The organism is Chryseobacterium luteum (genome assembly GCF_000737785.1).
Taxonomy (GTDB): domain Bacteria; phylum Bacteroidota; class Bacteroidia; order Flavobacteriales; family Weeksellaceae; genus Chryseobacterium; species Chryseobacterium luteum.
Genome location: NZ_JPRO01000002.1, coordinates 232,399 through 243,579, shown reverse-complemented (window position 1 = coordinate 243,579; position 11,181 = coordinate 232,399). Strand labels below are relative to the sequence as shown.

General features: G+C 35.8%; 6 protein-coding genes. 2 read left to right on the top strand and 4 right to left on the bottom strand.

From position 1 onward, the window contains the following. Position 1 precedes the first annotated feature (1 nt). Positions 2-952, top strand: a complete 951-nt coding sequence (locus tag IX38_RS04640; RefSeq protein ID WP_034702240.1) for a YihY/virulence factor BrkB family protein — start codon at positions 2-4, stop codon at positions 950-952. Positions 953-1,046: 94 nt separating this feature from the next. On the opposite strand, the gene argS is transcribed toward IX38_RS04640, so the two are convergent. From argS to IX38_RS04625, 3 genes are all read right to left on the bottom strand, one after another. Further along, positions 1,047-2,807 (bottom strand): arginine--tRNA ligase, encoded by a 1,761-nt coding sequence (gene argS / locus IX38_RS04635; protein WP_034702237.1) that lies wholly within the window; start codon positions 2,805-2,807, stop codon positions 1,047-1,049. A gap of 317 nt (positions 2,808-3,124) precedes the next feature. Continuing rightward, positions 3,125-4,552, bottom strand: coding sequence for a SusD/RagB family nutrient-binding outer membrane lipoprotein (locus IX38_RS04630; protein ID WP_034702235.1), 1,428 nt, complete (start codon positions 4,550-4,552; stop codon positions 3,125-3,127). Between the two features lie 11 nt (positions 4,553-4,563). After that, complete coding sequence (locus IX38_RS04625; protein WP_034702232.1) at positions 4,564-7,656, bottom strand: SusC/RagA family TonB-linked outer membrane protein; 3,093 nt, start codon at positions 7,654-7,656, stop codon at positions 4,564-4,566. Between the two features lie 562 nt (positions 7,657-8,218). Here IX38_RS04625 and IX38_RS04620 point away from each other — a divergent pair. Then, positions 8,219-8,803, top strand: a complete 585-nt coding sequence (locus IX38_RS04620) for a ribonuclease HII (protein ID WP_034702229.1) — start codon at positions 8,219-8,221, stop codon at positions 8,801-8,803. A gap of 455 nt (positions 8,804-9,258) precedes the next feature. Here the strand turns inward: IX38_RS04620 and yidC are convergent, their stop codons facing one another. Then, positions 9,259-11,055 carry a membrane protein insertase YidC gene (yidC, locus tag IX38_RS04615; RefSeq protein WP_034702226.1) on the bottom strand — a complete coding sequence of 599 codons (1,797 nt, stop codon included), beginning with the start codon at positions 11,053-11,055 and terminating at the stop codon, positions 9,259-9,261. Positions 11,056-11,181: the final 126 nt, after the last annotated feature.

The following is an 11,181-nucleotide window of genomic DNA, read 5'->3' as shown; positions in this document are numbered from 1 at the left end:
TATGATCAATACTATCAAATTTTTCTGGGAGGTGCTTAAAGACACCTTTACTGAATGGAATGATTCTTCTGCATCAAAAGATTCGGCAAGTCTGGCCTATTATGCCATCTTTTCTATCCCCGGATTATTGATTATTATTATCTGGATTGCAGGAAATTTTTTCGGTGAGGAAGCGATCCGCGGCGAGATCAGCAACCAGATCGGCGGATTAATGGGAAAGGATGTTGCTAAAAGTATTGAAGGAATGATTGCAGGAGCTCTCATTGACAAGCAGAATATTTTCATGAAAACTGTAGGGATAGGATCTCTTATTTTTGGTTCTACCACATTGTTTTTCCAGCTTCAGCATACTTTAAATACGCTTTGGGATGTAGAAGCAGCGCCTAAAAAAGCCTTTGTGAAATTTCTTTTAGACAGAGCCAATTCATTAGGAATGATTCTTATTCTAGGTTTTTTACTGATGATCACTATGATCTTATCTTCGATGATCAGCCTGTTCAACAACTGGATCACCAGTTATTTTGGTTTTGAAACCTATATGCTCGTAGAGTTTGTGAATTTCGCGATCGGTTTTGGATTGGTGATGCTCTTATTTGCACTCATGTTTAAAGTACTTCCCGATGTGAAAATCAGCTGGAAACCTGTATGGAAAGGCGCTTTACTGACCACCATTTTATTTACGCTGGGTAAATTTTTACTGAGCCTTTATTTTGGTAATTTCAAACCGACATCTACCTTCGGAGCGGCCGGAACCGTCATTTTAATTATGATGTGGATTAATTATTCCTGTATGCTTATCTTTTTCGGAGCAAAGTTTACAAAGGTATATAATTACAAAAAAGGCTATAAGGTTGTTCTTTCCAAGCACGCAAAATGGACTGCCCTGAAGCTGTACAGAGACAGTAAAAAGGAAGATGAACTGAGAGAAAGTGGAGAGGTTCGGGATGCGTGATTCCCATTTCCATGATAAAAATTAACAGGTGTTTTATCTAATACATTTCACATAAAAAAACAGCCTCCCGAAAAAATTCCAGGAGGCTTTATTTTTACATTCTGTTTACTGTATTTATTCCCAGCAGTTCTAAAGATTTTTTAATCGTTTTAGCGGTAAGGTCTGAAAGATTTAAACGGAACTGTTTTAAATTTTCATCTTCCAGTTTCAGAATGATATTACTCTGATAGAATGAATTATAAGATTTAGCCAAATCATAAACATAATTGGCGACCAATGCAGGGCTTAATGCTTCCGCAGCTCTTTCTACGACTGTTCTGTAGTTCGCCAGCAGCATAATCAATTCTTTTTCAAACTGGTTTAAAGCAACATCTGAAATTTCTTTATACTCATAACCGGCTTTTGCCAGCAAAGACTGAGTACGGGCATAGGTATACTGAATGAATGGACCTGTATTTCCATTAAATTCAATACTTTCAGCCGGATTAAAGAGCATTTTCTTCTTAGGATCCACTTTCAGCATGAAATACTTCAAGGCTCCCATGCCAATAATTTCGTAAGATGCTTCTTTCGCTTCTTCCGAAAGGCCTTCAAGTTTTCCTTGTTCTATGGCTTTTAATTTTGCTGTTTCATGCATTTCTGCCATCAGATCATCTGCATCCACTACAGTTCCTTCACGGGATTTCATTTTCCCTTCCGGAAGCTCAACCATTCCGTAAGAAAGGTGGAACAACTGATCTGCCCAGGAATAACCAAGTTTTTTCAGAATATTAAAGAGAACCTGGAAATGATAATCCTGCTCATTTCCAACGGTATAAATCAATTTTTGAATATTGCTTCCTTTAAAACGCTCTACAGCCGTTCCCAAATCCTGAGTCATATAAACCGAAGTTCCGTCTGAACGAAGCAGAAGCTTCTGGTCCAGACCTTCATCGGTAAGGTCGCACCATACGGAGCCATCTTCTTTCTGGTAAAGAATACCTTTGTCCAGACCTTCCTGGATCAGATCTTTTCCTAAAATATAGGTATTGCTTTCATACTGAACCTGGTCAAAATCCACTCCAAGTCTCTGGTATGTCTCATTGAATCCTTTATAAACCCATGAATTCATTTCGTTCCAAAGATTTCTTACCGCTTCATCTCCTTTCTCCCAGTCCAACAGCATTTTTTGAGCTTCTTTGATCAGTGGAGCTTCTTTTTTAGCCTGCTCTTCTTCTATTTCCTGCGCTACAAGCTCTGCAATTTCTTTTTTATAGTTTTTATCGAATTCCACATAATAGTTTCCGACAAACTTATCTCCTTTTGTATTGGTTGTTTCAGGAGTTTCTCCGTGCCCGAATTTCTCCCAGGCCAGCATAGATTTGCAGATATGGATTCCTCTGTCGTTGATGATCTGTGCTTTGATCACATCATATCCTGCTTCTTTTAAGATCTGAGCCACAGAAAACCCTAATAAGTTATTTCTGACGTGTCCTAAGTGAAGCGGCTTGTTGGTATTCGGAGAAGAATATTCCACCATTACGGTAGAATTTTTCTTTTCAATAGTGTCAAAATCACGGCTTACAGTTCTGAAGTTATCCACAAACAACTGGTTCTGTACTTTAACATTCAGGAAGCCTCTTACTACATTAAAACTTTCAAACAGATCAGACTGTTCAGTCAAAGCTTCTCCCAATTCAACACCAATACTTTCCGGATTTTTCTTGAGCTGTTTCACCAATGGAAAGGTAACAATCGTAAAATCGCCTTCAAATTCCGTTTTATTCTCCTGAACTTCCAGATTGATGTCTTTTAACTGATATACATTTAAAATAACCTCTGCAAGTTTCTTTTCTATAGTATCTTTAATATTCATGTGTATATATTACTTTTTTAAGGGCATGCGAAATAGCCTTTTCTTCTCAAAATTTTAAAGTACAAATTTAGTGAAATAAAAAAGACTTCATAAATGAAGTCTTTAAAGTTATTAAGGATTAAGACAATTCTCGTCCCACCTTCTGCATTCTCTCAATACTGGATTCCAGCTTAAGCAACATAAAGGGGCTTGGCCACCTTGAATTTTTGTAAGTTCTTTTTTAGAAAGTGCTTTTAAATTTTTCATATTTTTTTGTTATTGTGTATCAAAATATAAGATAGAAATACAAACCACCCGAAGATGGTTTGTAATATGATTTACAGAGTATCCCAAAATATTTTAGACCCTTGTACATCTCCATTGACTGATCCCCATTGTTTAGTTGATGCATTTGCACGATTTGCACCATTTACACTTCCTTCGTTAATTGGATAATAAATTCTCGTAGGAACAACTCTGGATCCAGGTTTCTCAAATACTTTGAAATCTAACCTCCTTGAAAATTCCCATGCTTCAAATCCTCTATTGTAAGTGGCGATCCATGCTTCCATTCCTATTTTTTGCTTCCATGTTCCTGGTAATGTTGCAAAATTATTTGCAGCAACATAAGCATCACGATCAGCAGCTGCCACTCCCCAAAAATCCATTGAAGCTTTTATACCGTTTGAAAAGTAAACAGCTGCAGTGCCTCCAACATTAAAGTTTCTTGCAGCCGCTTCAGCCAGCATAAAATTAACTTCCGAAGCATCAAAAAGATATGCATAATTATCAGCTTTCAAAATAGAAGGATTTACATGAGAAAAGTTAGCATATACATTTTGTTTCCCATACAATCCTCCTACATATTGTCCGGAAGGAGCTGTTGTGAAATAACTTGCACGTCTAGGATCTGCAGCAGGATTCATTACATCCACTAATGTATTAGCCGGCACAAAATCAAATCTTCCACTTGATACCATCTCTATAAAAATAGGACTGGTAAACTGACCTGATGATGTAAATTTAAGTCCTAAATTTTGAGAATTGTTAAGAACAACACCACTGCTCGCTGCGCTTTCTACGGTAGTCTTTGCCAATGTATTATCTACATCAGCTAAGTTTAATCCCATTCTCAGTTTAGTACTGTTTAAAAACATTTTAACTTTATTCATATCTCCACCAAAAATAGCATCAACAGACCCAAAACCTGACGTTGTATTGCCATTTAATAGAGCAAGTGCAGCATCACTCCTTTTTATCAAATCTGCATAGATTGTTTTAGCATCATCATAAACCGGCGTTGGATATTTATCAACCTGTACGGCTTGAGAATAAGGAATATCTCCATATGTATCTACCAAAACACTGTAAATATAAATTTCCAACGCTTCAATAGTTGCTATTTTACCTGCTTTAACAGATGCATCGGTAATAGAATTGGACGCACTTCTAACCTGTTCTAGTTTTGTTAACTGAGCATATAGAATATTCCAGTTATTATCTGGAACTCTTCGTTTTGGAAGATTATAAACAGATTCGTCAGTATATTGTGTTTCAGTCCATTGTTGTGTGAAAAATCTAAAAATATTAAGATTCACACTTGGAGTTGTCATTTGTGTAACCAATCCTACTTCTGCCGAAGCAAATAAGAAATCAGGATTTACATTCTCCGGATTTTTTTCATCGCTATTGAGTGATGTAATTTCTCTTCCACATGAAGTTAAAGCCACACTGGCAATAAAAAGACTAAATATTATTTTTTTCATTTTGACTTCTTTTAAAAATTAACTGTAAAATTAGCTCCAAAAGTTCTGGTAGTAGGCATTGCCCCTATAGAATATCCTCTGGATAAGTTGGCTCCCTGTACCCCTAAGGCTGATCCTCCAGTATACCCTGCTTCAGGGTCTGCATAAGGTAAGTTTTTATGAATAATCCATAAGTTTCTACCAAATATTCCAAACTTCATCCCTGTAATAAAGGTATTGGCGTATAAACTTTTTGGAATATCAAAATATATGGCAGCTTCTCTTAATTTTATAAATGATGCATCATATACAAATTGTTTCGCAGGATAATTTCCTGAAGCCAATAGAGAACCAGTCTCTGATGGACTATTATCCGCAGACAATGGAACATTATTTTGAACATATTGTCCATTTTGCATTACCACACCCGGCAATACTACACCTGGTTCTCTGATCGCCAATGTTTCCGGATAAAGACCAGTATCTGTTCCATACAGCATATCTGCTGAAAATACACTTCCGCCCTGCTGCCCATCAATCAGGAATGTAAAGGTAAAGGCCTTGTAGGAAATACTATTTCTAACACTCCATGTATATTGAGGCATGATATTCCCAATAACATTAGTCTTAGATGCCGTCATTTCATAATTTCCAGTTTCCGGATTAATTACTTTCTGGCCATCGGGAGAATAAACAAAGTCTGTACCCCAAATCTGTCCATAAGCTTCACCAACAGGCGCATTGAATGTTACATCATTAACTCCTCTTCCTAACTGAAGATTTTTAATCCCTTCATTAAGACTTAACACCTTATTTTTATTAATCGCCCAATTCCAGTTCATATCCCATTTAAAATTTGAACTCTTAATCGGCACTAGGTTAAGTTGAACTTCTATCCCTTTGTTTTCCAGTTCTCCTGCATTATACCATTTGGATGTATAACCTGACGCTCCCGATATAGGAACCAACAATATCTGATCTTTAGAATTTGTTTTATATAAACTTACATCGAATCCTACTCTATTATTTAAAAATCGAGCCTCCATACCAACTTCTACTTCTGTTGATCTTTCCGGTTTTAAACCTGGATTATTTTTATAACTGTTAGGATCTACAATTGGAGTGTTACCATAAAGTCCTCTAATATTGTAAGTATCTATCAATCTATAGTTATCGGTAGTCTTACCAACCTGTGCCCAGTTTCCTCTTACTTTCAAGAAGGAAAGCCAATCTTGTTTAACAAGGTTGGACAATACTACAGAACCGGAAACCGATGGGTAAAAATAAACGTTATTACCACTTGGCAGGTTTGAAGATTTATCTACACTCCCTGTTGCTTCTAAGAAGTATGTATCCTGATATCCCAATGAAAACTGACCATAGGCTCTTGGTAATGTAAAGGTTGCGCTATATTCCTGCGTAGGTACGACCTGTCCTGCAGAATTTCTTATCGCATACAGCCCCGGAACAATTAAACCAGCTCCTGTTCCGTCTGGTTGGGTAGAGGCATCTGTAGTCTCTAAAGTATTTCTTCTCACTGAAGTTCCTAATACTGCTCCTATATTGATTTCATTATCAAATTTCTTATTATAATTCGCAAATAAGTCAAAGTTGATTTCATTGGAATATAAGTTGCTCAAATAATATCCTGATGATGCGTTAGGCTGTGGATTTAATGCAGTCGGGATTCCAGAAACAATACCAAACGCCTCTGCATGGCTGCCAACAGCTTTTCTAACTTCCGTTTTCTGGTTAGAGAAATCTGATGATACCCTCCCCGTTACGCTAACAGAATTTGAGAACTTATAATTCAACATTCCATATCCAAAAAAACGAGTTCTCCTATCACTTTGGTAATTTTGATACCTGTCAAAGTAAGGGTTGTTCCAAAAAGCAGGTGATAAGAAACTGGATGGTGAACTGTAACCATTAGGATTCCACGAAATATTTTGTCCTCCCGAGTTGAAGTAAGCATCTCTTAGCTGATACATATCCACATTCGTTTGCCACCATTGTCTGAAACCTCCGATAATATTATCATTATACCCAGTAGCATTTCTACCTACTGTATTCTGCATAGTTAATGAAGAATAAACCGTAGCAGTAAGCTTATCAGTCACTTTATAATCAAATTTTGCAGAAATGGTATTTTTCTTCTGATCAGAATTAGGAAGTACACCAGTAGTTAAGAAATTATTATAATTAATTAAAACACTTGAATTTTCATTTCCTTTTTCTATAGTAACAGAATTAGAAGTAGTTTGTGCGGATTGAAAAAAATCAACTGGTGTATGTTTTCCAGCTACCCAAGGAGTTGCCTGGTGATATCCAGGTAAATTGGGGTATAAAGAATACCATTGATAAACCATTAGGTTTGGATCAAAAGCAGTTCCTACCGAAGCATCATTATTGGTTCCTACTACCTGATCATCAATTCCATCTCCATTAATATCTCTATCCAGGAAACTAGATCCCCCATATCCTGCTCCATATTTGTTTTGATATTTGGCAAATGTAGATTTATCAATTTCTCCATGTTGATATTCGCTGGTAAGAGTTACCCCCCATTCATTATTTTTCTTAGATCTTCCTTTTTTTGTTGTAATAACTACAACTCCAGAAGAAGCCCTTTCTCCATATAGAGCAGAAGCTGCTGCTCCCTTCAATACGTTGATACTTTCTATATCATTTGGGTTTAAATCTGATATGGAATTTCCACCATCAAAAATTGTATAGCTTGAAGAAATAGTACTGTTATTATTACTGATTGGAACGCCATCAACAACAAAAAGTGCCTGGTTATTTCCACCTATGGACTTCATCCCCCTTATAACGACACTGGAAGCTCCCCCAAAGTTTGAACTTGTAACTACCTGAACACCTGCTGCTTTACCAGCCATCTGACTAGATAAATTTCCGGTATTTGCGCCTTCTCTAAGGACATCTCCTTTGATTTCCTGGGACGCATACCCAAGTGCTTTCTTCTCTCTTTTAATTCCGAGTGCAGTTACTACTACCCCCTCAATTTCTTTTGTTTTGATAGTATCGTTCTTCTCTTGTGCCTGAGCAACAGCTATAGAGGAACTCAATACCAAAACAAGTAGACTTGTTGTTAGTTTCTTCATATCAAATTATAATTTTTGTAACTGTACAAATTTGTAAAACTTTCTTAAAAGCACAAAACAAAATGTCAAAAAATTATCAAATATTTATTATTTTTCAATATAACAAACAAAAAAATTATTAAATTATGTTAAAAGTAAAACAATTAACAAAGACACACCATATAACCCATATTTTTTTTCCTGAAAATACAAAGACTTTTAATTGATAGTTTCTATAAAGAAAATCAACAAAATATCATAATAAGAAACTGATTATCAAACCCGTAAGTCACATTAAAATGAGTAATTTGTAATCATCTGTAAATTAATGCGATGCCATGCATAAAATATATTTCTTCTTAAATAGAGCAGCGAGTGTTAATTTGCCCTAATGACAATACTAAGAAACTCCACTCCCTAAAAGCAAAACAATAGAAATATATCTTAAGAAAAACAAACAGATGTTAGGTACAAAATCGCTGTTTTTCAAATGGAAATAATACCTTTTAATAATTATAAAACGTTTTAAAAATATAATTTTCATTAATTTTACAGTCATTTATCTTCTGATACAAATAATTACATGGATTTACTACAAAAATGGACAGATCATTACATCGAAGCCGGATGTGATGAAGTGGGAAGAGGATGCCTAAGTGGACCTGTGGTGGCAGCAGCTGTTATTCTGGATGACAGTTTTAAACAAAATCTGGTTAATGATTCCAAGAAGTTAACATTCAAAACGAGGATGGAACTGGATAGCTATATAAAAGACAATGTAAAAAATTATGCTATTGCAGAATTGCCCCCTGCATTTATTGATGAACACAATATCCTTAATGCGAGTATCCATGCTATGCATCGTGCTTTAGACCAATTAACCATCACCCCTGAATTGATTTTAGTAGACGGTAATAAATTCCATCCATATAACTATATTCCTCATCAGTGTATCATAAAAGGGGATTCAAAAGTGCTGTCTATTGCGGCAGCCTCTATTCTGGCTAAAAACTATAGGGACAGATTAATGATTGAGCTTCACGAAGAGCATCCTGAATACAAGTGGAACACCAATTTCGGCTATGCCACAAAAGCCCATCAGCAGGCTTTAATAAAATATGGACCGACAAAATATCACAGACTTTCGTTCAGGCTGAAATATGATTAATAAGAATATTTATTACATTATAATTGAATATAAATAAAAAGAGAAGCAGTAATTTGCTTCTCTTTTCTGTTGATACTTACCGCTGTGAGCTTACTCCATTATTTCTCTTAATTTTTTCAGGACTTCTTTAAGTATTTTCTCAAAATCTGATAAATTCAAATAAAAATGGTTGTAATAGATATTTTATTTATATTTGAATTACAAACATTTCACAATTCTTTTGAATTATCAAGAGATAAAAAAACAATTTTTAATATTAAAATATGAAAAACGCTACAAAAATTGCAAATGCTAAATTAATTAGCAAAAGTCAGCTAAAACAGATTATGGGTGGACAAATCTGTCCCTGTGGTACACCATGCCCACACATGAATCAACCCGTCCCAAAACCTTGTGATTAAAAATACAAAAGAGAAGCAAAATTTGCTTCTCTTTTGTTATCATAAAATGTTATCTTATTTCTTTTTTTTCTGCTGCTCTTGTATCTGCTGCTGATTTTGAGCTTTCTCCATCATCTCTCTCATTTTCTTCTGGAACTTGCCTTCTGATTTCGGTTTTTCTTTATTCGCCTGAATCTGCGCATGGATTTTCTTTTCATCCAATATCACGTATTTAATAACGAGGATAATTAAAATGTTGATCGCATTGGATACGAAATAGTACCAGGAAAGACCAGATGCTGATGTGTTAAGGAAGAATAGGAACGTAATTGGGAAGATGTACATCAACACTTTCATGTTTGGCATTCCCTCCTGCTGAGGCTGCTGCATATTTCCTGAAGTCATTACGGTATAAATCAAAATTACAATCGTACACGCTAATGCAAATACACTTAAATGATCTCCTAAGAAAGGAATTTTAAATGGTAATTTAATCAAATCGTCATAAGCCGTTAAATCTTTTGCAAACCAGAATCCCTGGCCTCTCAAATCAATATAGTTCGGGAAGAAACGGAACAAGGCATAGAAGATCGGGATCTGTACCAGCGCCGGAAGACATCCTGCCATCTGGTTCACTCCTGCCTTTCGGTAGATTTCCATCGTAGCCTGCTGCTTCTTCATTGGATCTGCATCCTTCAGCTTCGCATTTACCTCGTCAATTTCAGGACGGATCACTTTCATCATCGCGCTTAACTTATGCTGCTTATACATAATCGGCGATAAGATTAATTTTACAATGATTGTCATTAAGAAAATCACCCAGCCTGCTGATAATCCCCACCCGGCAATAACACTATACAGCCACATAAAGAAGTAACGGTTCATCCAACCGATAAAAGACCATCCTAATGGTAAAATTTCGTCAAAATTTTTGTCATATGATTTTAACAACGGTAAATCAAGTGGCATAAAATACCATGTGAAGTCCTGGTTCAATTCGCTGCCTGTCATCTGTACGAATCCCTCAAAATTAAGTTTCTTCAGATATTCGCCCTCTTCAATAGCTTCCTGATTTCCTTTACTCTGTGTGAACCCGTTTTTAGCCTCGATCACAGATGAGAAGAACTGCTGTTTTACACCAATCCAGTTAAGAGTTTCTTTTTCTTCACTCATCTCTGTTCTTCCATCATAATCATAATCCTTATAATTATTGAATGCATATGAGAATTCTGAGTGAGACTGTTCCTGTGCTCTACCCTTTTCAAGGTTTCTTACACTGTAATCCCAGATAAAATCTGCTTTATTATCAGAAGTAACAGCAGCAAGTCCTTTTGTTCTTACCTTAAAGTCTAATGTATATTTTGGAAGTAATGTATAAATGAACTGAATAACAGCATTGTTATAAGTGGCAGTCATCGTTACAGCATTCCCATTAACAGCGGGCGTAAAAACTAAGTCTTTAGTATTGATAACCTTTCCGGTTTTGTCTTTAAACTGAAAGCCGTAGTTGGAGTTCTTTTTATCGATGAGATAAAGCGGAAGATCTGCCTTATCCGTTTTATGGTCGTATGCTTTGTATTCTGAAAGCTGTACTTTAGAAACCTGCCCTCCTAAGCTTGAGAATTCTACATTCAGTTCTTTGTTGCTCAAACTGGCAGTCTGAATAGCACCAGAAGTCACATTTGGATTGATATTGCTTGCCTGAGTCTGTTTTACAGCATTTTTTACCTGCTCAGTTTTCTGTTCCTGAGCTTTTACCTGCTCTTCTTTCGACTGCTTGTTCTGGAAATAGAACATGAATCCGAAAAGAACCAAACATAAAACCGCAAAACTGATCATTTGACTTTTATCGATTCCTTTGTTTTGTTGCATTTTATTTTTATATTAAAATTTTAAATTGAGTCAAGCATCACATTGTGCTTCTTTTTGAGCTGACAAAAATACTGTTTTTTTATCAAAACTCTATGCATTACCATGTTACTATATAATAAACTCAAG